Below are 26,487 nucleotides of genomic sequence, written 5' to 3'. Positions count from 1 at the left end.
GTGTCCTCGTTGTTACATTACGCCGTCGGCGCGCAGCTTATACACTTCCACGCAGCGATCACACGCTCCGAACTCGATGTCCCAGCCCGGATGGTTCTCGCGGATGAAATCCAGCACGTAGCTTTCCACTTTTGTCCCCAAATCCTCGACCCACGAGTAGGTCGGAAAGCGGCAGAGCGGACAAGGGAACCCCGGCATCAGCATGACTTTGTTGGTCGTCTCGGGCACCTCGCCGCCTTCGACGTCGACCGCATGGTCCATCACGCGCAAGGTATCCGTCGCCATTTCCACCAGTTCGGAGTGGGTGAAATAGCTCATTTGCCAGAGGCCTTCGAACACCGACTTCAGCTGGGCGGGTGGAATCTTGCGATACCAGGAACGAAATTCTTTGAAGCGATCCTCTTTGGAAAGCATCGGCTCGCGCCCGGCGGCAATGAGCCGGCTGTCGACGCTCAGATTCCACAACACGCGATAGCGATGCAGAATAAGTGTTTCTTCGCCGGGATTTTGACCGACCCTCGTATCAGGATCATAGCCGAATGCCGGGTCTAGCATATCGTGGATATGCATCAACTCATGCCGGCAGTAGCGCGTCAGAGCCGGGTCATAGAAGCGCCGCGGAATCAGCTTGATCCCCACGCCCTTGAGCCCCTTCTCTTCGAAGCTCTTGGCCAGTTCGTGCTCCACCGATCCCCATTTGCGAAGAATGTCGACGCCCTCTTGGTCTTCTTTCAGGACGCCCTTGACCAGGACGATCCCGACCCGCTGTTTGAGCTCAGGGTATTCGTTGAAGGCGTCTCGGATGATGTCAGAGAATCCCCAGGTCCCGAATAGATACTGATACAGCTTCTTGAATTCCGCCTCGCGATCATCGAGCGTGAATTTTTCATAGATCGGATCTGCCAGCTCATGAAACTCTTTATAGTAGGTCGGGTCCCCTTCGCGCTCGGTCTTCTCGATGAACGAATCGATGACCTCCTGCAGTAAGGCGGGTTGAAAGCGAATTTCCATCTGTGACCTGGATACCTCGACTCCCGTTGCCATAATACCTTCCTTTGTCGAGAGGCCTGGATAATGCGATCTGGGGGGCGGTGCGCTTGACTTGCCCCGGCTCACTCTCTTACGATCCCAGACTGGGACCGAGAATTATACAAACCCCCTCGCGGGATTTGCAAACCACGCGGGACAGACAGGCGTCCGGCGACACGAGCCGGGGCTCCGCCAGAGGCAACCATCGCTATGAGCAACCAAGCCACAATTCCTCCAACTCCGCAGCCCACTCAGACGGGTGCGCCCGGCGCCGCACCCGTCGATTATCTCGAGCATTGGAAGGCCGGCATCCGCGAATTGAATACGTTTCGCGGTCATTCTCATGGCGTGTGGGCCGTCGCTTACGCACCGGACGGCTTGTCGCTCGCCAGTGGCGGCGTTGATCGCTATGTACGCATTTGGGATATCGAGACCGGGCGTCTCCTGCGCTCACTCCGCGGCCATACTAATGATATTCGCGCCATCGTGTATACACCTGATGGTCAAACCCTGGCGACCGGAAGCGAGGATCGCACCATCCGTTTGTGGAACCCCAAGACGGGCGAATCCACCAAGCTGCTATTCACGCGTTACGACCACAATGTCTGCAGCCTCTCATTGTCGCCCGATGGCTTGATGCTCGCCCGCGGTAGCCACAATAAGGACATCAAGATTTGGGAAGTCACGACCGGCACTGAGTTGATGACTTTGCTCGGGAAAGATCAGTACGACCACCATTGGTCGGTGTGTGTCGCGTTTTCTCCCGACGGCATCCACTTGGCCAGCGGCAGCGACATCGGTAAGATCAAGATCTGGGAAGTGTTGCCCAGCGGCGAAGAAAAGATCCTGCACAACGGCCATTGGCAGGAGTCGGCTGAAGACTCGACGGAAACCCGAGGCTACTTCATCGAAGATGACGGCGGATTCCAGAAGCCGATGGAGTACTGGATCGGGGCTATGACCTTTACGCCGGACGCCAAATTATTGATCACAGGCAGCCGCGATACGACCATTCGCTTTTTCGAAATGCCCGCCATGTCCGAACTCAGAGTGCTGCGGGGCCACACCGGCTGGGTCCGCGCCCTGACGGTTTCACCGGACGGCAAGGTGCTGGTCAGCGCGAGCGACGACCAGACGATTCGCTTCTGGGACATCTCCACTGGGCGAAACTTCCGAACACTCAAAGGCCACTCGGGGCCTGTGCGGGGCCTGTGTTTCTCACCGGACGGCCTACGATTGGCGAGTGCTTCGTGGGATCGCACGGTGAAGCTCTGGGAAGGCGGGCCGGAATCGGCCGAGTAGTCAGTCCTCGGTAACCGTTGCGAGCGATGCGGCCCCTTATGATGGGGCCGCCCTCAGTTCAGTCACGAGCCGTCGTCATCGTCGGCTTCCTCCCTTGCGGATGCGATGCCGTAGCGTTTGCACTTCTCCCACAAAGCCTTTCGCGACAGCCCCAGGAGATGGGCGGCGTTGGTGCGGCTCCCATCAACCTTTTTCAGCACCTCCAGGATGAAGTCCCGCTCAAATTGTTCGCGGGCGGCCGCGAGCGTCGAGGTCACGCCCTCTGCCGGGCGCTTCGTGCCAATGGCCAGTCCCTCGCTACAGAACCCGCAGGATTCCTGCGGCGCCCCTCCGAGATACGGACAGGACTGAAATCCGCACAGGTCCCAGGGCTGCACCGACTCCCCCTCGCGCCCGAGCGCCACGGCGCGCTCCACCATGTTCTCCAATTCACGCACGTTGCCGGGAAACGAGTATTTCAGGAGCAATTCCCGGCTGGGTTGCGCAAATCCCTTGAGACTCTTACAGAGCTTCGTCGAACGCGTTTGCAACACATGCTCGGCAATCAGCAGCGCGTCTTCTCGGCGTTCCCGCAACGGCGGCACGATGATTTGGACGACATTGAGCCGATAGTACAAATCTTCTCGAAACCGGCCGTGCGCCACTTCTTTACGGAGATCTTTCTGCGTCGCACAGACCACGCGCACGTCGCTTTCAATCGTCTCATTTCCCCCGACTCGTTCGAACTGGCGCTCCTGTAGCACGCGCAACAGTTTGACTTGGACCACGGGAGAAATTTCACCGATCTCATCCAGGAACAACGTGCCGCGATGAGCCAACTCGAACCGGCCGCGCCGCTGGCGAAGCGCGCCGGTGAAGGCACCCTTCTCATGTCCAAACAATTCGGCTTCCAACAAGGTTTCCGGCAATGCGGCACAGCTCACTTTGATGAGCGGCTGATCTCGACGAGGGCTGTTCTGGTGCAGAGCATTGGCCACCAATTCCTTCCCCGTGCCGCTCTCACCGATGATCAAGACCGTCGAATCGGTGGCAGCTACGAGCTTTATCTTCTCGAGCAACGCCCGCATGTAGTTATTGCGCCCGAGAATTCCTCCGAAGCTGAATCGTTCTTCCAGCGTCTCCTTGAGATCCAAGTTTTCCCGGCGCAGGCCCAGGATCTTGCCCGCACGTTCGACCACTAGCAGCAGTTCATCCATCTGAAAGGGCTTCGTCACGTAGTCATAGGCGCCGAGCTTCATCGCCCCCACGGCCGTATCGACCGAGCCATGCGCCGTAATCACGATCACCTCGGTCGTGGGAGACCGTTCCTTGCTGGTCTTGAGGACCGTCAACCCGTCGGCCCCGGGCAAACGCAAATCGGTGATGACGAGATCAAACGGACGCGTAGCCAATACATGCAGGCCTTCCGTCCCCGTCGCGGCGGCCGTCACCTCGCACCCAATCCCTTCGAGGGCGTCCACCATAGAGAGCCGCATAAGCGGCTCATCATCGACGATCAACACCCGAAACCCTTTCACGAAAACCTCCCGATGGCGTAACGTTCAGATGTCAACGGAATCGACAGCGTAAAGGTGGTGCCTCGCCCCACTTCGCTGTCCACGAAAATCTTTCCGCCGTGCCGCTCTACGATGCCCAAACTGACGGATAGGCCCAAACCTGTCCCCTCCCCCTCGCTTTTTGTGGTGAAGAACGGATCAAAAATCTTCGGCAGCACGGAAGCGGGAATACCGCACCCCGTGTCCTTGATCTCCACCATGCAATTCGTCCCATCCACGAAGGTCCGGATCTTCAGCAATCCACCCGTGCGCATTGCTTGAATCGCATTCAACACCAGGTTCATCAAGACCTGTTCCATCATGTGGCGATCGATCATCAACTCGGGCACGTCGGGATCCAAATCAGTCTCGAGGACCACGCGGTGCGGACTGAACAGGTGGTCCGTCAATAGTAACACCCGGTTCACGACCTGATTGATGTCGGCCAACGCCAACTCAGGATTGTGCTGCTGAGAGAAATCGAGCAGTTGGCGCACAATCTTCTGCACACGGCGCAAGCCGTCCTCCATCGAGGCAAGATACTCTTCCTGACGGGCCGGCGACAATGTGCCCTTACGAAGATTGTACAAACAATTGAGGATGCCACCCAAGGGGTTGTTGATCTCGTGGGCGACGCCCGCCGCCAACTTACCGACGGAGGCCAGCTTCTCGGAATTTCGTATTTGCTGTTCCAGTTTCTTGGTATCAGTCATGTCACGCGCGATGCCCAGTACCCCCAGGATCGTACCGTCTGCCCCCTGCAGCGGGGACACGCTGACCATGACCAGCCTCGGCTCCCCGGTCCTCGTAAGCACCTCGACTTCGTAGACCTGCTTCACGCCGATATCCAACGTCGATTTCAGACGCCTACCGCGGTGCCGCTTGGAGAGAAGCGCCAAGTAGGGCCGTCCGAGCAAATGCTCTTTCTGATACCCCCAAGCCTGAATTTTGCTGTTCACATAGGTGAAACATTGACTGCCGTCGAGCGTATAAATGACGTCGTTGGCATTCTCGAGCAGATTCTCCAAGTATTGCTTTGTTTCCTCGATCTCACGCGTCCGCTCGCGGACTTTGGTTTCCAACTCGGCCTGATAGATCTGCATCTGCCGCTCAAGCCGCTTCCGGTCGGTAATGTCGCGCAATTGCACCATGACCCAGGTATGGTCGCTGCCGCGCACCTGAATCAAATCCATTTCCACCGGCCGCTCTTCCCCCGCGGCGTCGTGGACCGTAACCTCCTGCGTCGGCACACGCCGCGTCCCGCCGATGATCTCCGCCAACAACGCCTTCATCTCGTCATGGTAGGCGACATCCACCACGTCAAAGATGCTGCGGCCGACCACCTGCGCCGCCGCATACCCCAAGGCCTGCTCTTCACGCTTATTGACCGCGACAATCCCGCCGTCCTCACCTACCATGAAGACGGAATCGGCCACCAGATCAAACAGGGCCTTGTAGCGTTCCTGCGAGGCGACCAGCTGCTGCGTCCGCTCATTGACAGCCTGCTCCAACTGCGTGGTATACCGCTGGACCTGCGCTTCCAAAATGCGTCGTTCTGTGATGTCGCGCACGAACGCGCGGGAATGCACCAAACCGCCGCCGCCGCTATCGAACAAGGCCGTGGCATGGATTTCCACGTCGATCGGGTGGCCGTCTCGCGCCAGGAAGACGGTTTCAATCGAACTCCGCCCCTGCGAGACTAGTCGCTCGAGATAGACGAGAATATCGGCTTCCCGCCCCTTCGGCACGAGCTCCCACAGGCGCATTTTCAGCATTTCGTCCAGCGCATAGCCCAGCTTGTCGAGCCCCGTCTTGTTCACGTGGACGAACTGCCCTGCCTTATTGAGCTGATAGATCATCTCGGGGGAATGCTCGATCAGGTCGCGATATTTTTCTTCCAGTCGGCGCACCTCCTCCATTCGCTGCTCAATCTGCCCGAAGGAGAGTCGGAGGTTGGCGGCCATCCTGTTGAAGGCCTCGGCCAGGTGCTCAATTTCATCACCGGTGTGAAGCTCCAGCCGCTGATCCAAGCTCCCGCTGCCGATACGCAGCACGCCCTCGTGCAACAACCCGATCGGACGGGCGATCCGCCGCGCGACGGCAAACCCTGTGACGAGCAAGACCGCCAGTACGCATAGTCCATAGACGGTCACTTTGAGGACCAACTGGGAAAGGGGTGCGAACGTTTCCTCGGGATCCTGACGGACGAACGCCACCCATCGCTTCCCCCCCATGCTTTCCGGCGCCAAGCCCTCGCCGAGCCGAACCGGGGCGTAGCCAACCAAGGCCTGTTGTGCGCCGTGAGAATCATTGGCGGCGGTCGCCCACCCGGCCTGGCTGGAGCCCAAGGCTGTGACCAGTTCCGGAGTCACGGAATGCTCCTCGGGCGCCAAGATCGGACAGATCAGAGGCGCACCGTCCGAACTGAACAGCATGGCATGCCCCGACCGTCCCACGGTGGCTTCGGCGACCGAGTGAAAAAGCGTGTCGCGGCGAAGCAAAACCGTGACAGCCCCGATCGTTGCGCGCTGCTCATCGTCGAGAATGGGAGCCGTGACGTTGACGACGTGAGTCCCGAAGGAAGGATCGAAGGCGATGTCGCCCACATAGACCTGGCCACGGCGATGCATGATCGCCTGCCACCAATTCGTCTTGCCGTAATAGTATTCGACCTGCGGGATGGAACTCACGACCAACGCGCCGTGATTGTCGGTCACGAAAATGCCGACGTAGTCGGCCTTCCGGATATCGTGCCACCGAATCAGATAATTCGTGACGATCCGGTTGATGAAGAGGGGAAATTCGCTTTTCTTGTCACGCTGCCGCCAACGCTGCTGCCAGTCCTTGATCATGGACTGGATCGCCTTCTCGTCTTTTTCGTGGTAGGTGCGGTTGGCTTCCGTGACCGCAGTGCGAAGGAACGGCGTGGCCGCGAGCTGCTGGGCCTCATTGACCCCCCGGCTCACTTGCATCTCGATCCGGCGGGCCGTCTCAACGGCCACTTCTTTAAAGTTGGCCCCGAGCGTTTCCCGAAGCGCCCGGCGCTCTTCGATATAGGTCAGTACGAGGGACAAACAGACCGGTAGGAGACCCACCAGCACGATGGCTGCAATGATCTTCCGCTGGAGGCTGTGCGACCGGCTCCAGAACGACATGGATGCGATCCCGCCTCTGGCTAGGCTCCCTCCACTCTACCATGGAGGGAGCGTACGACGGCTGCCCCAACCCCGCGACGGCTATGCGCGCTTGATCAAGCTGCCGGCGCTGCCTGGCCACAGCAGCAACAAGGGGCTGGCCACGAATACGGAGGAGTAGGTTCCAAAAATTACCCCCCACAGCAGAGCGAGGGAGAAGTCGTGCAGCACTTCGCCGCCGGACAGGGTGAGCGGGATCAGCACGATCACCACCGTGAGACTCGTCACGATGGTGCGGCTGAGAACCTGATTGATGGCGTTGTTGATGATCTCGCCTTCCTGCTCGCGCCGGCGCGTCCGCAAATTCTCACGGATGCGGTCGAACACCACAACAGTGTCCGTGAGCGAATACCCGGCCAACGTCAATAACGCGGTAATCACGAGCAGCGTAATCTCCCGATCCAGTATGTAGAACGCCCCGAGCACCGCCAGTACGTCGTGAAACGTGGCGAGCGCAGCGGCGACCCCAAATCGGAGCTCGAAGCGCACGGCGATGTACAAGATGATGCCGACGAATGAAATCAACACCGCGATGAGCGCATCTTCCTGCAGCTTCTTCCCGATCGTAGGACCGATCTCGGTGCTCGAGTCGATCACGAATTTGTTGCCCGGAAATTCTTTGGTGAAGACCGCCGTCACCCGCTCCGCGACTTTTTCCTCGATGGTGGTCGAGGCCTTCATCCGGATCAGCAACTTGTTATCCTGCGCGAACTCCTGCAACTCCGCCGTTCCAAGCCCGTTGGCTTCCAAGGCCTTGCGCGCTTCATCGATTCGAATCGGCTGCTCAAACTTCAATTGCACCGCCGTTCCGCCGGCGAAATCGATCCCCAGATTGGCGGCCCCACGCGCAATCTGAATGACCGCAATGATGCCCAGGAGAACTAGTACTCCAGAGAAGGCAAACGCGATGTTGCGCTTGCCCATGAAATCGACATTCGTCTTTCCCAGAATCTGGAACATGCCCGCTCCTTCCTAAATACTCAGCTGCTCGATTTTCTTGCGCTGGTTCAACAGGTCGAAGACGACCTTGGTCCCGACCAGGGCGGTAAAGAGGTTGATCGCGATGCCGAGACAAAGCGTCACGGCAAATCCTTTGATCGGTCCGGTGCCGAAGAGGAACAGCGCAAAGCCGGTGATCAGGGTCGTGACGTGGGAATCGACGATCGTCAGCAACGCCTTATCGTATCCGCCGTCAATCGCGAGCCGGACCGGTTTGCCCTGTCGCAACTCTTCCCGAATGCGCTCGAAGATCAGCACGTTGGAATCGACGCCCATTCCGATCGTCAAAATGATGCCGGCGATGCCAGGGAGCGTGAGGGTCGCATTCAGCGCGGCGAGGGACCCGATCAAGCAGATCAGGTTCAACAGCAGCGCGAAGTCGGCAATCACGCCGGACAACCGGTAATAGATGGCCATGAAGACGACGACAAGCAGACCGGCGAACAATGTCGCATGCACGCCTTTCTCAATCGAGTCTCGTCCCAGGGATGGTCCGACGGTGAGGTCCTGAATGATCTTCAGCGGAGCCGGCAGGGCGCCGGCGCGGAGGACGATGGCCAGATTGTTGGCTTCTTCCATTGAGAAGGTGCCGGTGATCTGCGCCCGTCCGCCGGTGATGCGCTCCTGGATCACAGGGGCGGAGTAAATATTGTTGTCGAGCACGATGGCCATACGCCGCTTCACGCTCTCGCCCGTAATCCGATCGAACTCCCGTGCACCCTTCGCATCGAAGGTGATCGACACATAGGGCTCGTTGAATTGTCCGATGGACACCCGGGCATCGCTCAGCACGTCTCCGGCCAACATCACCCGCTTCTTGACCAGGTAAGGCACCAGCCATTCCTGGCCTCCGTCCTTGTCCGTCACGCGTTCAAAGAGAATTTGATCGCCTTCCGGCACCTTGCCTTCCACCTGCTTGAAAAAGGCCTCTTCTCGCTCCTTGCCCTTCTGGATACGCCCGGGCATATCCACTTTGAGCTGGTTCTCCTCATCGAGCAGCTTGAATTCGAGCAATGCGGTCTGCTTGATCAGGTCCTTAGCCAGCTTGGGATCCTTGATCCCCGGTAACTGGACAACGAGTTGTTTGAGCCCCTGGCGCTGAATGAGCGGCTCGGCCACACCGAACTGGTCGATGCGATTGCGAATGGTTTCCAATGCTTGGTTGATGGCGGAATCCTTGATCCGCTTGATCTCCGCCTCGCGCAAGTCCCACACAACCGAATTGCCGGACCCGGCCGACTCGACTTCGAGGTAGGTCGGGAAATCATCCAGCAGCTTCTGGATCTGGGCCTTCAGCTCTGCGTTCTGGAACCCGATCGTGATTCGTGAGGCCCCGGTCCGCTTGACTGATTCTGCAGGAATTTTCTTCTCGACCAAGTGATCTTGGAGCGCCACCACCGTCCGCTCCACGGCAATCTCCACCGCCCGGTCCTCTTCCACCTCGAGCACCAAGTGAATACCGCCCTGCAGGTCCAAGCCGAGCGTGATGCCCTTATCCGGCAAAATATTCCGCACCCACCGCGGCAATTCCTGATACAGCGGTTGATACGAGGGCAAGAAAAAGATGACCGAGGCGACGACCATCGTCACCAAGGCTAACAACCGTCCGCCAACTTTCTTCATACGTCCGCCAACCCTTCTCCCATCGATAGCCTGCGTCTAGTCTTCTTCCTCGCCGCGCAGCCGAGCAATATGCTCTTTTTGGATTTTGATTTTGGTGTTATCCGCGATCTGCAGGGTCACCGTCTCTTTGCCCATATTGGTAATGGTTCCCCAGATGCCGGACGCCGTGACCACCTTGTCACCCTTCTTCAACCCTTCAATCATCGACTTGAGCTGCTTCTGGCGCTTTTGTTGCGGCAAAATCAGCATGAAATAAAAAATGACGAAGATCAGCACGAAGGGAACCAGGGACAGCAAACTGCTTCCCGGCCCCGTGCCTCCGGATGTTCCCTGCGCCCACGCGACCGATTCCCACATAATGTCGTTCGTCCTCCTGTCGCCCAGTCTCGCCTACAGGTCGATTCGGGACTCTCCCGCCGGCTGGTCGGGCTTATACATTTCGTAAAACCGCCGGCGAAACTCGTTGAACCGGCCTTCTTTGATCGCATCCCGGATGTCCTGCATCAACCGAGCGAAAAACCATAGATTGTGAATCGTATTCAACCGGGCTCCCAGCATCTCCTTAATTCCGAAGAGATGATGCAGGTAGGCCCGAGAATATTTGGCACAGACGGGACAGGGGCAAGCCGGATCGATGGGCTGTTCATCCCGAAGGTACTGCGCCTGCTTGATAACGACACGCCCGAATGACGTGAACAGCCAGCCGGTGCGCCCGTGTCGCGACGGCACCACACAGTCGAACATGTCGATGCCCCTGGCAACTCCCTCCACGAGGTCTTCAGGCATACCGACTCCCATCAGGTACCGCGGTTTGGCACTCGGGAGTTCCGGCACCGTCACGTCAAGCATCGCGTACATATCGGCCTTCTCTTCACCGACCGACAAGCCGCCGACGGCATAGCCGTCGAACGCCAAGGACACGAGATCGCGCGCCGACGCGACACGGGCCGCAGGATCCAGCCCCCCTTGCACGATGCCGAACAAGGACTGATCCGTTCGCCGCTTGGCCGTCAGACAACGCCGTGCCCACAAGGACGTACGACGCGCGGCATCCTGTACGTGGTCGGCCGACGCGGGCAACGCCACCACGTGGTCGAATGCCATGATAATGTCCGCACCCAAAGATTCCTGAATCTCGATGGAGGTTTCCGGGCTGATGAACCGCGCCGATCCGTCGATGTGCGATTGGAACGTCACGCCCTCGTCGGTCACCTTGCAAAACTTCGCCAGGCTGAACACCTGGAAGCCTCCGCTATCGGTCAGGATCGAATGCGGCCAACCGGTAAATCCGTGAAGCCCTCCCAATTCTTGAACGATCTTGTGGCCGGGCCGTAAATACATGTGGTAAGCATTGTTCAGGATCAGGCCGTACCCAATCTTCTGCAGTTCGTCGACATCCACCCCCCGCACATTTCCCAACGACCCGACCGGCATGAAAGCCGGAGTATCAACGGTACTCCGGTTGGTCTGTAGTCGTCCCAGCCTAGCCTTGGACTCATGATCTTCATGGACGATGTCAAACCTGAGCATCAGCGCGATCCTCTCACACTACATCTGATCTGGGGCCTCGACGCCCAAGACCCCTAGGCCGTTGCGGATCACCTGCTGGACGCTCCACATCAACGCGAGACGCGCACCGGTCAAACCTGGATTGGGTGCCTCCTGCTTGCGCCCTTCGCCGGTTGCGCCGGCGGCATCGTCGGCATCCCCTTCGCTGGCGGAGGGGAGAATTCGATGCTTGTTGTAGAACGGATGCACCATCCCGGCCAATTCGCGCAGGTAGTAGGCGATCCGGTGCGGCTCCAGCCCCATCGCACTGGCTTCCACTACCATCGGATAGGCAGACAATTTTCGGATAATGGCGAGTTCGTCCGGATCCCCCAGACAGTCCAATTCCGCCTGGGTGGGCAACGGACAGGCGACCCCTCGTGACGCGGCCACGCGGCGCAGGCTTGCGATTCTCGCGTGGGCGTACTGCACGTAGTAGACCGGGTTCTCCTGGGACTGTTGCTTAGCCAGTTCAAGATCGAAATCCAGATGTGAATTCGAATCCCGCATCAGGAAAAAGAACTTTGCCGCATCGGCCCCGACTTCATCCATAACCTCGCGCAAGGTTATAAACTCCCCCGCCCGCTTGGACATTTCCACCTTCTTCCCGCCGCGGAGCAGATTCACCATTTGCACGAGCACGACCTTCAGGCGTTCCTTGGGATACCCAAAGGCCTGTACCACCGCCTGCATACGGGGGATATACCCATGGTGGTCGGCCCCCCAGACATCCACCAGCAGATCGTAGCCACGCTTGAGCTTGTCGCGGTGGTAGGCCATGTCCGACGCCAGGTATGTAAAGTCACCTTCCTGTTTCCGTACGACGCGGTCTTTCTCATCTCCATAGGCAGAAGAGCGAAACCACAGCGCGCCATCCTGCTCAAACAGCAGGCCCTGCCTGGTGAGTTCGGCCAGCGACTGGGCGACCGCTCCTGAAGACAGCAGCGAGGCTTCGCTGAACCAGGATTCGAATGTGATGCCGAATGTCTCAAGGTCCCGGCGAATTAGATCCAGCAGTTCACGATAGGCAAGATCCCTGGCTTGCCCCTCGGCTTCCGGCGCCGGCAGCGTTGATAGGGCATCCCCCTTCACAGCCTTGATGCGACCGGCCAATTCGCGGATATACTCGCCCTGGTATCCATCCTCCGGAAATGGGACCGGCGTTCCAGCCAATTCCATGTAGCGCGCAAACACGGAGAGGCCCAACATTTTCATCTGACGGCCCGCGTCATTGATGTAGTATTCGCTTGCGACATCGTGCCCTGTGGCCCGCAACAGGCGGACCAACGCTTGGCCAACCGCCGCTCCTCGCCCGTGGCCTACATGCAAGGGGCCGGTAGGATTGGCGCTCACATACTCGACCAAAACCCGTCGGCCTTTCCCGATGCTGGATTCACCGTATGCCGCCCCCAGGAATTCGATCTCACGAAGGACATCGAACCACACCTGCCGCTTGAGGGTAAGGTTGAGAAAACCGGGCCGGGCGATGTCTACTCGCTCGAACAGCGCGTCTCGTTGCTCTATGTGATCGATGATGATTTGCGCGATCTCAAACGGAGCCCGCTTCTCGGATGCCGACATCGACATCGCAACGGTCGAAGCGAGATCCCCCCATTCCGGGCGCTTCGGGGCATCAAGGGTCACGGCAGGAAGAGCGGTACCCTTCAGGCACCCCTGTTGTTGGGCTCGTTCAATGGCGCGAACCAACGCGCCGATCACCTTATCTTGCACGACACTCTGACTCACCCGAATCCCCTAACTCTGCGTGGAAAAAGAGAAAAGTAAATCGGCAATCTAACACACCGGCCAACCAGAGACAAGATCACTAGGCAGGAAGACTGGTGCTTACCAAGGCGCCGAAATCTCCCGGCAGGCGGCCAGAATTTGCTCCGGCGGAATCGCCAAGCACGGCTTGTCACGACAGGCCTGAACTGTTGACCAGCTGCTGCAGACACAGCGCGGCCCGATTACCGTGCGCACATGCTCGCCAAGAGGCCGCCACCGCTGAGCATCGGTCGGCCCGAAGCAGGCGACAGTAGGCCGACCGACTGCGGCAGCCAAGTGGGTCAGTCCGGAATCATGCCCAACGTAGAGATCTACCATTGAGAGCAATCCCGCCACCGCAGCGAGTTCCGCACCCTCAATTGCCGGAACCAGTTTCCTCATGTGCGTTCGTACAGCCTGCAGCGACTCACCATCCGCCGGCCCTGCCAGCAGGAATGGCCTCTTCCCCTCCTCACTCAGCTGCCCAACTACATGGGAAAGCACTGCTGGGGAAAGGCATTTGTGTCGGCTCCCGCTCCCAACATGGACAGCCACAAGACCGGATTGGTTTTTCAGGCCCACATCGCTCAACAGATCGCACCCCAAGCCTTTGTGGATCTCAGATACTGTTAACCTGGAGACTATGGGAGCGCCCCCCTCCGACCCGAGGATCGTTTCGATGAAGCGTGCCGTCTGATGGAGCGATGCAAGATCGCTGGAGGCGGGGGATTTCATAACGACCGTCTGCACGCCAACCTCATGCAGCGTCCGCTGGATCCTCTCATCTGCATCGCTTAGCCAAGCAATTCCCAATACGCAGCGGCTCAGCCAAATCTGAAACTCTCCGGTCATGTCCTGCTCCCCTGCATAGAGCTCGCCCAAATGGTTCCGCTCCAAGGAAAACAGACGATCAATCTCATGAGCATGTAGCAACACTTGTCCGACAGCCTCTGCCGAGACAAGCGCCAGTTCATGTTCAGGAAATTGGCGACGCAGGAGAGCAATGGCGGGGCGAGCAAGCAGGACATCGCCCAACGTCCCAGGATGAATCAGAAGCACGCCGGGACGGATCGACGAGGGCCGCGGGGCGACCATTATGAAACCGGCGGGAGGAGAGACTCGGCCAATGCCAAATCTTGCGGTGTATTGATGTTCTGAAATGAGCGCAAGCCAGGGTCCAGCGGTGCCAGTTCCGCCTCACGCACGACCCGGACTAGTAAGTCGGGTTCGAGGAACAACCGTTGAATCTTCAGATCCCCCCGCTGCGCCATAGCCTCAAGTAGTGGTCGACACTTCTGCGAATACACCGCATGCATGGGATGGACACCGGTCGCCAGCTCAGCGACGACAATGTCCGCGGACGAGTCGAACTTGGAGAAGTACCTGACGAGGCTGGGATTGAGAAACGGCATGTCACACGCCACTGCGAAAACGCGCGGCAATGGGGTGGATCGCAATCCCGTATATAACCCGCCGAGGCTCCCGCAATTCGGGATTGCATCATAAACCACCTGAAATCCCCTGACATCCAATTCGGGAACTGGCTCGGCCAGCACCACGATGATCTCTTTGAACACCGACTCCAAGACATCCAACGTGCGATCAAACAAGGATCGGCCAGACACTGCCAGAAAGCGTTTGTCACGCCCCATACGTCGGCTCTTTCCCCCAGCGATCAGAACACCAGCAACGTCTGAAATCATGGGCAGCTGTGTCACTTCTTCCTCGGTCGTCCCCGAGAACAAAAACAACGAGGGGGTGAGTTTCCTCACCCCCTCGTATACTTACCTCATGCCGACAAGAAGACTACAGGCTCTTGCCCTTCTTCCTGTTGGCGCGACGAGTCAGCACCCAACCCTCGAGAATGACCACACCGACGGCGATGATCGCCGGATAGATATAGACCTCACGAGGGATCGGCGGTTCCAGAATCGTGTAGTAGAAGGCCGACACGGCCATCTTACGTCCGGCATCACCATTGTGACCATCCCAAGCAAAGAAGACCATCGGAATGTACTTCCCGACATCAAACCGGGTGTACTCGTCATAATCGTCCTTACTACCAGTAAGCGGACGGGAGATCATGACTGTCCAACGGCCGTTCTTCCACTCAGACTTCATGAGCTTGATCTTCTCTTCGAAGTCATCGCGCTCTTCAAAGTCCTGATCCCATCCCGTTCCCTTGAAGGAACGCAGGGACCCGTCAGCTTCCCACTTGATGATGTCGGCATTGAACTTCGCATCGCCCCAGAGGTACCGCGGCTTGAACGGAGCGGGAATTTCCTGCCACTTGATCGGGAATTGGAACGCAATCGCGTCGTTGTACGTGGTGTAATTGTTCTGAGCAGCGGCAATGGAACCTTCTTCGCCAGTCTTCGGTGCCTGTTCCTTCACACCAAAGTTTTCGACGTTGACTTGAGTCGGAGCCCAGGGCAACTTGCCCTCTGCCACGCTCTTGGTCCGATCGTCCCACTGAATCAGATACACCACTTGCTTCTCGTTGTAGAGAGACTTAACCCAGACGTCGTCGATACGATTGACGAAGTTACGCGGCTTGTGGGTGATCTGACCGCCCATCGCAACGTAACGGCGCCCCTGCTTCTTCCACATTTCACTCTCAGGATCGTCGGAAATATCCCCTTCGACCGGAGAGGACGGCACTACGAAGTTGATCTTCGGCTTATCCGTCAGAGGATCGATACCGAGGGGCTTGCCTTCACCGTCGCGCTCGCACAACGAATTTACAAAATTCGCAATGTTCCAGCGCTCCTCCACCGAAGTACTGTCGGCGAAGGACGGCATTGGCGTACCGTTCAGACCGGTCGAGAACGTTCGGAAAATGTTCCGAACGTTGTAAGGATCCTGCCTGCTTCCCCGGAAGTTCCAGCACTTGTGCCAGTTCGCCGGTTGGATGGAAAAGCCCCAGTCGTCCTTCAGGTTGAAGGCGTTGCCATCGCCGCGCCCCTCAAGGCCGTGGCACTCAATACATTTCTTCTCAACGATCAGTTCGCCACCGCGCTTCACGCTTTCTTCAGTTGGCTCAGAAGGCTTCAACGTGCTGAGCTGCAGCACCGTCTGAGTTTCAGAAGCCTTGTCCGTAAACTTCCGATCCTTGACCAGCTGAGTCGTCACATAGGCCAAGACTTGGATACGCTGTTCCTCAGTCAAGATACCTTCCCACGGCGGCATAGCCGAGCCAGGCAAACCGTGAGTCACCGTATCCAGCAAGTCGTTCTTGCCAGAGTCGACAGCCTTCTCATTGTAGTTGAACAAGGGCAACTCACCACTCGCCGTGTGGCGAATCTTGAACGTACCCTGATTGAAGTTGCGCGGACGGGGCCACAGGCGGTCGGCACCAGGGCCATCACCGGCTCCATCCACGCCATGACACCAGACACACTTCGTGAAATAGACACGCTTACCTGCTTCAATCATGTCAGCAGGAGGTGCCGGTGCCAATTCTCCAGATTTGAAGCCTTCAGGGACATCGGCAGCGTGAGCGACCATCCCCATGCTTGCCGTGAAGAGCAAAGCCCCCACGGCGGCACCGACGATCAACGCCGGCTTCACTTTCTTCCTCAGATTCCTCATTGTTAACCTCACCACCTGTTCTCCCAGGTTGTTTGTAAGATTCGCGATTAGTCCCAAGTACGTGGATAGTAGCCCGTGTGCCAGTACTCGAACAGAATGACCTTCCAGATTTCATCCGTGGTCAGGTGCTGTTCCCATGGCGGCATCACGGAGGCCCAGGGGAAGCCTTCATTGGGAAGGCCGATGCCCCCCTTGGCCACACGCCAGAAGATGAAGGTTTCCTGGAGCTGAGCGATCGTCCCTGGGTCGGTAAAGTTCGCCGGAATCGGATTGAAGGCGAACGCATGGAGACCGCGTCCATTCAAATTGTCACCGTGGCAGAAGTGGCAGTTCTGGAAGAAAATCTCACCGCCTTCACGCACATACTTCAGATACCCTTCAGCCTTTTCGTCCCAAGGGTTGGCATTCGGGGCCATCAGGCGTCCCATTGACTGCTCGACGATCATCTTGTTGCTGTATTCCTGATCGTACTTCCCCTCTGGGTTGACACGATAGGGGTTCTGCGAAGTCTGCAGGGTGTAGGTCTTCCCGTGCACCTTGGTGCTCGCCGGAGGGGCCGGGTGCACCGTACGCAATTCGATCGGCTCATCGATGCTCGGCTTCATGGAAAGAAAAGAGAAGCCGCCGATCAAAATCGGCAAGAGAACGAGGTACATGGTGCGCAATGCCTTGTGGAAGCCGGTATTGGCATCCAGAACGTTATAGATTGGCTGCTTGAACTTCTTCCAATCTTCTTCGTTTGCCGACACCCACATGAATACGGCCACCATGATCACAGTCCCATACATCGCTCGCACGCTGAATGGGATAGGGGGATACACCCGAAACTTCAAATACATCTGTACAAAAACCCAAAAGAGGATGCCTTGCCAAAATCGAGGAAGGGGCATCCCCATCGAGTTGAGCAGATAGCTGATACCAGTGAAACCGGCGACGAAAATCGCCAGCTCGCTCAACATCTGCATGGGCATGTAGCCCTCAACCAACCTGACCGTGTTCGATGGGACCACTCCGAAGATCATGCCGATCAACATGAGCAGTCCGACGACACCGATCAGGGCGCCGACTGACATTAATGCTTTCATTTCATCATCTCCCTTTAATCCGAAGTGGAAACCAGCTCCCAGGGTTTACGTCTTAGACTACGAAGCCTTGGGTGGCTCTTTCCCCTCCTGTACCTGAGACAGGTACTCGACAATCTTCTTCAAGGCACCGGCGCTGAGCTTCTGACCGAACACCTTCGGCATAGTGTTGTCCGGGAAACCCTTCACGACGAACGCGCTAGGTTCCACGATCGACTCCATGATGTATTCAGGTCCACTCTTAGCCTTGCCTTTATAATCCTTGTCCTTGATCCGCTGAGGAGCAGTCGTTCCCTCGACCAGTTTCGGACCGATGGTTCCAGTGGCTCCAGCAATGCCAGGGATCGTGTGGCAGGCCACGCACTGAGCCTTGGCGAAAATCTGATCCACCGGCTCGGTTCCGTCGGCCATTAACGCGGTTGCCCCTGCAGGTGCAGCTCCCGCATCAGCCGGCTTCGGCCGATCTGATTCCGGAACGAATTTTTCATAGGCCTTGATGATTTCGTCAAAGCCCGGCGCTTCCTTACCTTCACGGACGTACAGCCACGTATCGACAGCGGCAAGCTCCGGGAGGGAAAGAGAAATTGGCGGCTTGTGAATAGCCGGCATCGGGCTCTCTTTGTCATTCGTACCCTTCACGCCATACCCCGCCACGACGAAGCAGCTGGGGCAGGCATGGGATTCAGCAATATACTCAATTCCGTTCTCAGCAGTACCAGAGCCAGCGAATGCCTCTTTCATTGAAGAGTCACGATCCGCCGGTTTGCCCCGGTGATAGCGGGGATCTTCAAGTCTTTCCTTATCTGCACGCTCAGGAATCCCGTCGAGATTTGGAGCACGCTCGCCCAACATACCCTTATGGAATGCATGGCAAAGTGGGCACTGGCCCTTACCGATTGCACCCTGAACCTTGTTTTGCCCAACACCGCCGAAAATAATTTTCTCACCTTCGTCGGCCAATTCAGACTGCGGCATGTTGCTGAAATCTTTTTTCTCTTCCTTCGGTGGAAAACCACCCTCCACCTGCGGAAGCCAGTTTCCATACCCGGACAGAGCAGCGGCGATAAAGAACATGAATCCACCGATACGGAGCAGCGCACTGATGTTGGTGAAATACACCGCCATCATAAAAGTCATGGAAGTGATCAAGACCAGAGAGACCGGCAAGAGCCGGGACTCACCGAAGAAGTTCATCTTGTAGTTGGCGATGGCCATGAACAAGAGAAACGCCCCGAGAATGCCGATGAAGGTCTTGAAAACCGCCCGCTTGCTGGCGGCGGGATCCTGGATGGAAGCCTTGAAATAGAACATTAGGGCGATAAGAACCCCTAATGCAGGCCACCCCATTGATAGGGCCTCTTTAATCAATTCAATCACAGCTCAAACCTCCTGCGGAGGGGAAGGCCATCTCGAGCACATACCTTAATGGCCTTCCCACACGATTTGTTTGCGTTTCTCTGGGTTAGTGACCGACAGCCGGTTCTGGGGCTCTCCCAGGGGCTCCAGCTTTGGCCTCAACGGGGGCTTTTTTCGCTCCTAGCGTACCAAGCCAGAATACGAACATGATACTGATCCAGAAGAACAACACGTTGGCGGAAATCATGTTCGCAGCGAATCCGACCGTGTGCGTATAGGCCCACGGAGAATTGTCACGCATGATTTCGTTCACGTGCCAGAACAACCGGACCGAAGAGCGGATGTAGCCCATCAAGCCCATCATCCAGGTAAACGCCGTCGCAAGCATAATCAGCGCATATTGTGATCGCGCAGAGATTTTACCCCACTCGATTGCGCCCGTCTGCTTGGCGCCCTTCATCATGACGCTGTTCAAGGCGAACATGAAGAAGAGACACGAGAGCGTCGTAGCCACCTGGGGCACGGATAACCCTACACGTACGTTTGCAGGAATGTAGTATCCGTAAATCGCCAGCCAGATAATATTGATATATGCAAAGAAGAAGAAACAGCCCATGAAGATGTTACCGAATTTCGCCCACGACACAGTCGAGACTTTGTTGCCTCGCATGTACCAGACGAAGCTCAACACCGTTGTGGTGATGATGACGTTAATGCCACCGTTTTTGGCCGACATGACACCGTAGTTACCCAACACAGGATGCTGCTGACCACCCATTGCCTTCAGTTCGGCCGGGGTCATGACCATCGTGTGCGGGGTGATAAACACCAAGTACCCACAGCACAGCAGAAACACCAGATACTTGATATAGCGCTGATATTTTTCAGCGCCGCGCATCCGACCCAACGCTTGCCACAGGTAATAATTGGTGCTGAGGAAGAGAATGCCGATCATGGTTGCCTGAATGATGAACAACCACGCAAGCAGACCGCCCATCAGCGTGATGCCCATCTGCTGACGATAGGCATAGACTTCACGCATCAACCAGTACCCGGCAAAAGGAAGAGGAATTAAGAACGACACACCGAGGGCCATCGCGATGTAGCCCATCCAGTCATAGTGCGCCCGCTCTTCGTCGGTCTTCGCAGACAAGAACCGATAGGCGGCGTAGGCCGCCACGACGCCGCCGCCGAAGGCCATGTTGCCAAGAATACGGTGCAGGTTCAACGGGTTCCACAAGGCGGTGTGGATGACGTGCCAGATATTCCCCAGGAATCGGCCCTGCTCATCAACACCGGCCGGCGACATCATGAAGCCGATCCACGAGTTCGCCAGGAACATCAGGAGGGTGCCGATGACGTTCAGGATGACAGACATGCTGAGGTGGATCCACTTAAGGAATCCCTCCTTCATCTTGTCCCATCCGTAATAATAAATGTAGAGGGTACCGCTCTCTGCGACGAAGGTCAGCGCATAAATATGCATGACCGGCCGGAAAATGTTCGAGAGGTACTGGAAGAATGCGGGATAGAGAGTCAGGAAGGTGAAGATCAGAATACCACCCAAGATTGCCGTCAGAGAGTAGGCCGTCAGACTGATCTTGATAAAGTCATAAGCCAATTGATCATATCGCTTGGCGAGGGCTTTATCCTTAGTTACCACCCCCATGAACTCAATGATCATGCAAAAGATCGGAACCGCGAGCACAAAGCTTCCATAATAGAGGTGCTGCTGGTTAGCAAACCAGAGGAGGACGCGGCTCTCAAAATTGTACCGAGGATAGTCCTTCTCCCCGTCGGTCGTCTTTGGGGCCGGAGGGCCTGAGACAATACCCTCCGTCTTGTAGTACACATCCTTACCCTTCTCAACCTTCGCCTCACCACCGTCCTTCTTGGCGGAATCAGCGGGAGCGGCTGGGGCAGCTCCTCCGCCACCACTGGCGAGCGCAGGTATCGAAACCAGGACAGGCAGAAGGAGGAGGCCGATCATCGCGCTGAGCGCCATAATCGACATCAACTTCTTGCGGGTTACCGGACCCATGGGTTACCTCCTTGATACATCACGAATATGAAAAACAATCCTCAAAATCTCTCCGCCTCCCGGAAAACTACTTCCGGAAGAGATACCAGAAGTCCAACCCCTGCGCGTCCATCAGGAAGTGATCGACAGCGGTGAAGTAGGCGACGCAGATCGCGACGGACACCAGCACATACACAATTGTTTGGCCCATCTCAAACCCCCCTCAACTTAATCAACTGAGCGTGAAAAGAAGGGTGAGGACTCAGCACGGGCACTGAATCCCACCGAACCAGTAGAAAAACCAAAGACTGATCGCGCAGGTGAGATAGAAAATCATCTTGCCGATCTTAAGCTTGACGTCGTCCTGAGCCTGAGCAGCTTCCGTTCCCATCGTGACTCTCCTAACGGTTTAGTTACGTAAATCTAATTGACACACTCTCTGCTCTGTGTTAGACAAAATTTCTCACGCGAGCGCGCAAAAATAGGAATTTTTATGGCAAAAAACTCAAAAGTGTTCGACATTATAGTTTTGGCTGGAATGGTTGTCAATATCATTTTGGCCGTGTTCCTAATCCTCTACTACTTTGATTTCCTGTGATTTTCCCAGGCCGCACCGACCCACCGGAATCCTCATTTTGATCCACTGATCGTGCGCAGCGGAAGCCGATTGTTTCATCCCGGAAATCGGCCATCATTTTGCTCCGGCTGGTAATACGGAGGTCGGACCCCGCGCTGGTATAACCAGCTCCCCTCAACACCCGAAATGTCCCATGTTCAGGGCTATGGGGGTTTCTAGGTTCAGCCTCCGCATAGGCGCTCTCCTGATACCAATCCTCCACCCACTCAAGCACATTTCCCGCCCCGTCCATCACTCCGTAGGGACTCGCATCGCTCTTAAACTGTCCGACAGGTGCCGAAGCCTCAAAACCATCATCGATTCGCGCCCAATTCGCTCCACCTGGAAGCTCCACGTTGCCCCAAGGCCAGAGCCGCCCATCCGTTCCTCGCATGGCCTTTTCCCACTCTGCTTCAGTAGGCAATCGGCGCCCAGCCCATTGACAATAGGCCTCGGCGTCTTCCCAGGAGACATATACCACCGGCTGATTCACCCCTCGCATTTTGCCCATATTTTTCGCATAGCGTGACGGGGGGCCTGACTTACGATGGCCAGTGGCAGCCACAAAAGCGGCATACTGCGCGTTGGTCACCTCGTTCCGATCAATCATGAACGAATCGAGGAAAATCTCCCGCTTAGGCTGCTCATCGAAACCGCCCTGATCCGTTCCCCTTATGAACGTGCCGGCCGGAACCAACACCATTTCTTCCCCGACCGGAGCCTCATCCGAGGCGAACTGGGAAGACTGCTCCGCAGAACCAGCGCCTTGATGAGCGGTATCTTGCTCGAATGGGGGAAGAATAGTGCCCCTGATAATGCCCATGACAGGAAGGCTGGCAGCCGCCAGCACAACAAGGAGGAGCGCGATCTTGAACTTACTTTCCAGCATGACACGACCAATTACTTGGCCAGCGACTCCAGTTCGACATCCTTTGCACATCGAAATCCAATCGTAATGTCGTGCCGCCAGGGCTTCGCCTGAAATCGCTTTGAAGGCCTTGCATTACGCTTGGTTTCACGCCATGAGCCACCGCGAATAACGCGTTGCTCACCTTGATCGGGCCCCTTCGGATCCCTATAAGTCGCTTTTTGGTAGTAATTCTCTTCGTAGAAATCGGCAACCCACTCAGCCACGTTCCCGGTCATGTCATAAACTCCAAATGGACTTCGGCCTGGCTCAAACGTTCCTGGGGGCGCCAGATACTGAAACCCATCCTCGGTTCCATCGATGTTCGCATAGCCGACAACAAACTCATCCCCCCATGGATATCGCCGCTTGCTTTCGCCCCGAGCGGCCTTTTCCCACTCTGCCTCCGTCGGCAACCGCTTTCCTGCCCACCGGCAGTACGCTTCGGCGTCGTCCCACGTCACGGCGATCGCCGGGTTCTCCGGCTTGAGGAGCTTGGCCGGGTCGTCCTCAAATACTTCGATCTTTCGTTTGGCCCGCTTCGTCATCTTGGCGAAACGATCAAATTCGTCCTGAGAAACCTCCTTCTTATCGATGAAATATGCCTTGAGGTAGACCTGGTGCTCAGGCTTCTCGTCCGGATCGCTGTCATTGTCGCGGCTCCCCATCACGAACGGACCCTCAGCAATCTGCACCATCTCCCGACCGTCATCACCGATGAGGGTTTTGTACATGGAAAAGTCCTGCTTCTCAGCCACCACGGTCGCCTTTGTTTCCGTCTTAATCGACATGGCCAATTCTCGCATCTGCTTGGCCTTATAGGACTCGTACACAAGCCCGACAATCGTCGCGATAAAGGATCCGAACACGAAAATGATGGACCCGATCAACACAGCTCTGTTTTCCATTTCGCTACACGCCCTTCACGAATTGATGCCGGCTGGAGTCTCCGTGGAATTATCCACCGGCGGTTGAAGCGTAGCCGCCTTTCGGGCCGCCCGCATGTCCAAGAGCATCGAGATTTGCACACCCAGGAACCCGCCCATCGCCGCCCCCGCGCCTGCTCCGAACGAAACCTTTTCCCACCCTGCAATCATCCAGGCCAGAGCCCCGCCCAGAAGGGAACCCACCAGGATGCTGATCAAGAATCGCCGACCACCGAGAAAACCGACGACTGCGCCCATGGCTAGTCCAATCCCAGTCGCCAGCGGCATGGAAACTCCACCCATGATCGTCCCGATGAGCGCCCCCACCGTCCCCATGACGACTACGCCCAAAAGGATATCAATAAAGGTTTTCGATGGTACTCGGGGCATGGGCTGGACACCTACCTCGGCTCGAACATCGTGCCGATCACTTCCCTCTGCTGACAGTTATCGTCCCAAAATCGATTTCGACTCCTGGACCGGCATAGATGGAAATACCCCAGGCCTTCTCAGCCGGCTCATGCTGATGTAGCCGCTTGAAATCTTCATAGACATTGATCCGCTCCTCGACCCATTCGTTGAGAGCGGCCGTCCCACTCTGCACCACGATTTCCGATCCGCTGAACATCCCGCCTTCCACAATAGTCCCTTCCGGCTTGGTACCACTCCAGATGTACTTGGTAAACACGGGAATGAACATCAAATCGGTGTCGAGCGACGCATACAGCGCTGCGACCGGCTCAGACCCGCCGGGAGCCTTATGCAACCGCCACCGCCAGGTCAGAACTGGATAGGCCTTGGGATCCCAATCGATTTTTCGCTTCTTGACCCGCTGCCCGGCATCACGAGCGGCTAGGAATCCCTGGCCACCCTCCACTTGAATCTTGTATGCATCGCGTCCCTTGGCCTGGCTTCGTTGATTCTCATGCTGCCAGTCGACAGGAAACCCATCCTGGTCTTTGTGCTGAAAATCCTCGAGCACAATCACGCCATTGTCACCGGCCAACGCCGATGTCACCCCACCGAATGCGATTACCAACACGCTCGCAAGGGCCCATGTTTTTAACAACGACTTCATCCTCTACACCACACTCGTTTGACGTTGATCCTAGCTCTCATGCGAAGGAGTCGGCAGAAACACCGGCTCCTTCTCAGCATCGACTGCTTCGTGCATGACCGGTCGCTGGCCACGCTGACAGACCCAAAACAAGAAAAACACCACACCCCAAAAGACCACCATATTGATCGTCACCATCTTGGCCGCAAAGCCGATGGTCGGCGTAAAGGCCCAAGGGGACGTATCGGGCATCAACTCGCTGACATGCCATGCCAGTCTTCCGGACGAACGGATATAACCCATCAAGCCCATCACCCAAGAAAATGCCGCCGCGAGACCAAACAGCCCCACCATGCCCCGTACTGAAATGTTGCCCCATTGGACGGGACCGTGAATCGTGGCTCCCCGCAGCATTTGTCGGTTCAGCACCAGACCCAAGACCACTACCGTTAGCGTCGTCAACGCTTGCGGGCCAGACAAAGCGACCCTGATGCTAGCCGGCAAGTAAAAACCGTAGATCGACAACCACACAATATGCACGATGCCAAGGCCGAAGAGGACACCGAGCACCACATTGCCCCGCTTGACCCAGGAAATAGTCATGGTTCGATTGGCGCGACGGTACAGGATATAACTCAACGTCGTGATACAGATCATGACGTTGACTGCGCCGTTCTTCGATGACATGACGCCATAATTGCCGATGACTGGATGCTGCGCACCGCCCATGGCCTTTACTTCGCTGTCGCTCATCAACAACGTATGGGGCGTCAGCCAAATGAACAGGCACCCAAGCAGGGCCAATAACAGGTACTGGTAATAGGACTGGTAGCGTTCGCCACCACGGATGCGCCCCGTGCTTTGCCAAAGATAGTAGTTCACCCCCAAGAACAACGCCCCGATCAACAACGCCTGGACCACGAACAGCCAGGTCAAAAGCCCCCCCATCATCGTGACTCCCATGCTCTGGCGGAAAGCATAGACCGACCGCATGAGCCAGTAGCCGGCAAAGGGCATGGGGAGCAATGCGCAGACAGTGACAAACAAGAAAATGTAGCCGACCCAATCGTAATAGGCCCGCTCTTCCTGATTCTTTCCGGTGAAAAACCGGTAACAGGCATAGGCCAGGACCACCGCACCGCCCGACATGATATCAGCCAGGAAACGATGAACATTGAGCGGATTCCACAAGGCCGAATGCAGTAAGTGCCAAGGATTTCCCAGATATCGGCCCTCCGCGTCGACACCGGCAGGAGACATCATAAAGGCAGCCCAGGCGTTGGCCAGCAGCAGCAGCGAGGTTCCAAACACCACCGACAGCAATCCGATCGTGGCATGGCCATACTTCAAGCCGGGAGCCGACAGCCGATTCCACGTGTAGTAGTAGACAATCGTCAGTAGCGTCGTGCCCACGAACACGAGGGCATAGAGCGGCATCATCACTTTGAAAGTCGAGCCCATGTACTGCATGAAACTGGGATAGAGCGTGATGAACATCCCAAGCATCAGACTGCCGACCACCGCGGTCACCGAGAGAGAAAGCAGCGCGACCTTGAGTAAGTCCCGAGCCAACCCGTCGTAGCGCAGCGACAGGGCAGGATTCCTGGCCATCAACCCCAAAAATTCAAGCAACACGGAAAAAATCGGCAAGGCCAAGACGAAGCCCCCGAAATACGTATGCTGCTGCGTGACAAACCACACCAACAGGCGGCTATCCATCGACCCGTATTGAGGATAGTGAATCTCATTCGCGGTCGGCGCCGCCGGCCCGCTTGGAACTCCGGGGGTGTGGAAGAACACATCAGTAGGCGACTCCCCGGCAAGCCCCGACTGAGGAGCTGCCATCATGAACCAAAGCATCGCAAGCATACCCGCACAGAGAGCGGACAACTTCCATGACGCTCGACACCACTGACTGCTTCCTTGAGATTCATGCAT

Annotated in this window: 20 protein-coding genes; 1 reads left to right on the top strand and 19 read right to left on the bottom strand. The window is 56.9% G+C overall.

Features of this window, described 5'->3' with window-relative positions; all coding sequences use genetic code 11:
• Window positions 1-12 precede the first annotated feature (12 nt).
• Window positions 13-1,044, bottom strand: a complete 1,032-nt coding sequence (locus tag KF814_18310; GenBank protein ID MBX3238105.1) for a hypothetical protein — start codon at window positions 1,042-1,044, stop codon at window positions 13-15.
• A 195-nt stretch (window positions 1,045-1,239) separates the two neighbouring features.
• Between KF814_18310 and KF814_18305 the strand changes: the two genes are divergently transcribed.
• The gene (locus KF814_18305; GenBank protein MBX3238104.1) at window positions 1,240-2,331 is read left to right on the top strand and encodes a WD40 repeat domain-containing protein; all 1,092 of its coding nucleotides are present in this window, start codon (window positions 1,240-1,242) and stop codon (window positions 2,329-2,331) included.
• A 62-nt stretch (window positions 2,332-2,393) separates the two neighbouring features.
• Here the strand turns inward: KF814_18305 and KF814_18300 are convergent, their stop codons facing one another.
• The 18 genes from KF814_18300 to KF814_18215 form a co-directional block, all read right to left on the bottom strand.
• Window positions 2,394-3,848, bottom strand: a complete 1,455-nt coding sequence (locus KF814_18300) for a sigma-54-dependent Fis family transcriptional regulator (GenBank protein MBX3238103.1) — start codon at window positions 3,846-3,848, stop codon at window positions 2,394-2,396.
• Window positions 3,845-7,021: a PAS domain S-box protein gene (locus tag KF814_18295; protein MBX3238102.1), complete on the bottom strand. Its 3,177-nt coding sequence runs from the start codon at window positions 7,019-7,021 to the stop codon at window positions 3,845-3,847. The genes KF814_18300 and KF814_18295 overlap by 4 nt, the downstream gene beginning before the upstream one ends.
• Window positions 7,022-7,102: 81 nt before the next feature.
• Window positions 7,103-8,020 carry a protein translocase subunit SecF gene (secF, locus tag KF814_18290; protein MBX3238101.1) on the bottom strand — a complete coding sequence of 306 codons (918 nt, stop codon included), beginning with the start codon at window positions 8,018-8,020 and terminating at the stop codon, window positions 7,103-7,105.
• Between the two features lie 12 nt (window positions 8,021-8,032).
• The gene (secD, locus tag KF814_18285) at window positions 8,033-9,682 is read right to left on the bottom strand and encodes a protein translocase subunit SecD (protein ID MBX3238100.1); all 1,650 of its coding nucleotides are present in this window, start codon (window positions 9,680-9,682) and stop codon (window positions 8,033-8,035) included.
• A gap of 36 nt (window positions 9,683-9,718) precedes the next feature.
• Window positions 9,719-10,039, bottom strand: a complete 321-nt coding sequence (yajC, locus tag KF814_18280) for a preprotein translocase subunit YajC (GenBank protein MBX3238099.1) — start codon at window positions 10,037-10,039, stop codon at window positions 9,719-9,721.
• A 33-nt stretch (window positions 10,040-10,072) separates the two neighbouring features.
• Window positions 10,073-11,212: a tRNA guanosine(34) transglycosylase Tgt gene (tgt, locus tag KF814_18275; protein ID MBX3238098.1), complete on the bottom strand. Its 1,140-nt coding sequence runs from the start codon at window positions 11,210-11,212 to the stop codon at window positions 10,073-10,075.
• Window positions 11,213-11,230: 18 nt separating this feature from the next.
• Entirely contained in the window at window positions 11,231-12,976 is a 1,746-nt protein-coding gene (locus tag KF814_18270) for an arginine--tRNA ligase (GenBank protein MBX3238097.1), read from the bottom strand.
• Window positions 12,977-13,075: 99 nt separating this feature from the next.
• The gene (locus tag KF814_18265) at window positions 13,076-14,089 is read right to left on the bottom strand and encodes a glycosyltransferase family 9 protein (GenBank protein ID MBX3238096.1); all 1,014 of its coding nucleotides are present in this window, start codon (window positions 14,087-14,089) and stop codon (window positions 13,076-13,078) included.
• Window positions 14,089-14,646, bottom strand: a complete 558-nt coding sequence (locus KF814_18260) for a molybdenum cofactor guanylyltransferase (protein MBX3238095.1) — start codon at window positions 14,644-14,646, stop codon at window positions 14,089-14,091. The genes KF814_18265 and KF814_18260 overlap by 1 nt, the downstream gene beginning before the upstream one ends.
• A gap of 154 nt (window positions 14,647-14,800) precedes the next feature.
• Entirely contained in the window at window positions 14,801-16,585 is a 1,785-nt protein-coding gene (locus tag KF814_18255) for a c-type cytochrome (protein MBX3238094.1), read from the bottom strand.
• Window positions 16,586-16,632: 47 nt separating this feature from the next.
• Window positions 16,633-17,670, bottom strand: a complete 1,038-nt coding sequence (locus tag KF814_18250; protein MBX3238093.1) for a cytochrome c — start codon at window positions 17,668-17,670, stop codon at window positions 16,633-16,635.
• Window positions 17,671-17,727: 57 nt separating this feature from the next.
• A complete protein-coding gene (locus tag KF814_18245; GenBank protein MBX3238092.1) occupies window positions 17,728-19,044 on the bottom strand; it encodes a c-type cytochrome in 1,317 nt (438 codons plus the stop codon).
• Between the two features lie 85 nt (window positions 19,045-19,129).
• Window positions 19,130-21,064: a cytochrome ubiquinol oxidase subunit I gene (locus tag KF814_18240; GenBank protein MBX3238091.1), complete on the bottom strand. Its 1,935-nt coding sequence runs from the start codon at window positions 21,062-21,064 to the stop codon at window positions 19,130-19,132.
• 530 nt (window positions 21,065-21,594) lie between these two features.
• Window positions 21,595-22,548 carry an SUMF1/EgtB/PvdO family nonheme iron enzyme gene (locus KF814_18235; GenBank protein ID MBX3238090.1) on the bottom strand — a complete coding sequence of 318 codons (954 nt, stop codon included), beginning with the start codon at window positions 22,546-22,548 and terminating at the stop codon, window positions 21,595-21,597.
• 11 nt (window positions 22,549-22,559) lie between these two features.
• Window positions 22,560-23,474 carry a formylglycine-generating enzyme family protein gene (locus KF814_18230; protein MBX3238089.1) on the bottom strand — a complete coding sequence of 305 codons (915 nt, stop codon included), beginning with the start codon at window positions 23,472-23,474 and terminating at the stop codon, window positions 22,560-22,562.
• 15 nt (window positions 23,475-23,489) lie between these two features.
• Complete coding sequence (locus KF814_18225; protein ID MBX3238088.1) at window positions 23,490-23,882, bottom strand: hypothetical protein; 393 nt, start codon at window positions 23,880-23,882, stop codon at window positions 23,490-23,492.
• Window positions 23,883-23,919: 37 nt separating this feature from the next.
• The gene (locus KF814_18220) at window positions 23,920-24,570 is read right to left on the bottom strand and encodes a DUF3047 domain-containing protein (GenBank protein MBX3238087.1); all 651 of its coding nucleotides are present in this window, start codon (window positions 24,568-24,570) and stop codon (window positions 23,920-23,922) included.
• A gap of 30 nt (window positions 24,571-24,600) precedes the next feature.
• Window positions 24,601-26,418, bottom strand: coding sequence for a cytochrome ubiquinol oxidase subunit I (locus tag KF814_18215; GenBank protein MBX3238086.1), 1,818 nt, complete (start codon window positions 26,416-26,418; stop codon window positions 24,601-24,603).
• Window positions 26,419-26,487: the final 69 nt, after the last annotated feature.

This window comes from Nitrospiraceae bacterium (genome assembly GCA_019637075.1).
Lineage (GTDB): Bacteria > Nitrospirota > Nitrospiria > Nitrospirales > Nitrospiraceae > JAHBWI01.
This window is presented reverse-complemented; position numbering and strand designations above follow the sequence as displayed.

Excerpts from the sequence above, each read along its gene's own strand:
- KF814_18310 (MBX3238105.1), bottom strand. The coding sequence starts at position 1,044 with ATGGCAACGGGAGTCGAGGTATCCAGGTCACAGATGGAAATTCGCTTT.
- KF814_18305 (MBX3238104.1), top strand. The coding sequence starts at position 1,240 with ATGAGCAACCAAGCCACAATTCCTCCAACTCCGCAGCCCACTCAGACG.
- KF814_18295 (MBX3238102.1), bottom strand. The coding sequence starts at position 7,021 with ATGTCGTTCTGGAGCCGGTCGCACAGCCTCCAGCGGAAGATCATTGCA.
- secF (MBX3238101.1), bottom strand. The coding sequence starts at position 8,020 with ATGTTCCAGATTCTGGGAAAGACGAATGTCGATTTCATGGGCAAGCGC.
- secD (MBX3238100.1), bottom strand. The coding sequence starts at position 9,682 with ATGAAGAAAGTTGGCGGACGGTTGTTAGCCTTGGTGACGATGGTCGTC.
- yajC (MBX3238099.1), bottom strand. The coding sequence starts at position 10,039 with ATGTGGGAATCGGTCGCGTGGGCGCAGGGAACATCCGGAGGCACGGGG.
- tgt (MBX3238098.1), bottom strand. The coding sequence starts at position 11,212 with ATGCTCAGGTTTGACATCGTCCATGAAGATCATGAGTCCAAGGCTAGG.
- KF814_18265 (MBX3238096.1), bottom strand. The coding sequence starts at position 14,089 with ATGGTCGCCCCGCGGCCCTCGTCGATCCGTCCCGGCGTGCTTCTGATT.
- KF814_18260 (MBX3238095.1), bottom strand. The coding sequence starts at position 14,646 with ATGGGGCGTGACAAACGCTTTCTGGCAGTGTCTGGCCGATCCTTGTTT.
- KF814_18255 (MBX3238094.1), bottom strand. The coding sequence starts at position 16,585 with ATGAGGAATCTGAGGAAGAAAGTGAAGCCGGCGTTGATCGTCGGTGCC.
- KF814_18250 (MBX3238093.1), bottom strand. The coding sequence starts at position 17,670 with ATGAAAGCATTAATGTCAGTCGGCGCCCTGATCGGTGTCGTCGGACTG.
- KF814_18240 (MBX3238091.1), bottom strand. The coding sequence starts at position 21,064 with ATGGGTCCGGTAACCCGCAAGAAGTTGATGTCGATTATGGCGCTCAGC.
- KF814_18235 (MBX3238090.1), bottom strand. The coding sequence starts at position 22,548 with ATGCTGGAAAGTAAGTTCAAGATCGCGCTCCTCCTTGTTGTGCTGGCG.
- KF814_18230 (MBX3238089.1), bottom strand. The coding sequence starts at position 23,474 with ATGGAAAACAGAGCTGTGTTGATCGGGTCCATCATTTTCGTGTTCGGA.
- KF814_18225 (MBX3238088.1), bottom strand. The coding sequence starts at position 23,882 with ATGCCCCGAGTACCATCGAAAACCTTTATTGATATCCTTTTGGGCGTA.
- KF814_18220 (MBX3238087.1), bottom strand. The coding sequence starts at position 24,570 with ATGAAGTCGTTGTTAAAAACATGGGCCCTTGCGAGCGTGTTGGTAATC.
- KF814_18215 (MBX3238086.1), bottom strand. The coding sequence starts at position 26,418 with ATGCTTGCGATGCTTTGGTTCATGATGGCAGCTCCTCAGTCGGGGCTT.